Genomic DNA, 263 nt, shown 5'->3' on the forward strand with positions numbered 1-263 from the left:
TTAGGTCCCAAGGGTTGGGCTGTTCGCCCATTAAAGCGGTACGCGAGCTGGGTTCAGAACGTCGTGAGACAGTTCGGTCCCTATCCGGCGCGGGCGTAGGATATTTGAGAGGAGCTGACCTTAGTACGAGAGGACCGGGTTGGACTGACCTCTGGTGTACCGGTTGCACTGCCAAGTGCATGGCCGGGTAGCCAAGTCGGGAAGGGATAAACGCTGAAGGCATCTAAGCGTGAAGCCCCCCTCAAGATGAGATATCCCATAGC

1 rRNA gene is annotated in these 263 nt (G+C 57.0%); it reads left to right on the plus strand.

The window, feature by feature from the left end:
• Positions 1-263: ribosomal RNA gene (locus BUF11_RS00005) — 23S ribosomal RNA — on the plus strand; the annotation flags it as partial.

The sequence above is a fragment of the Anaerocolumna xylanovorans DSM 12503 genome, assembly GCF_900143645.1.
Taxonomy (GTDB): domain Bacteria; phylum Bacillota; class Clostridia; order Lachnospirales; family Lachnospiraceae; genus Anaerocolumna; species Anaerocolumna xylanovorans.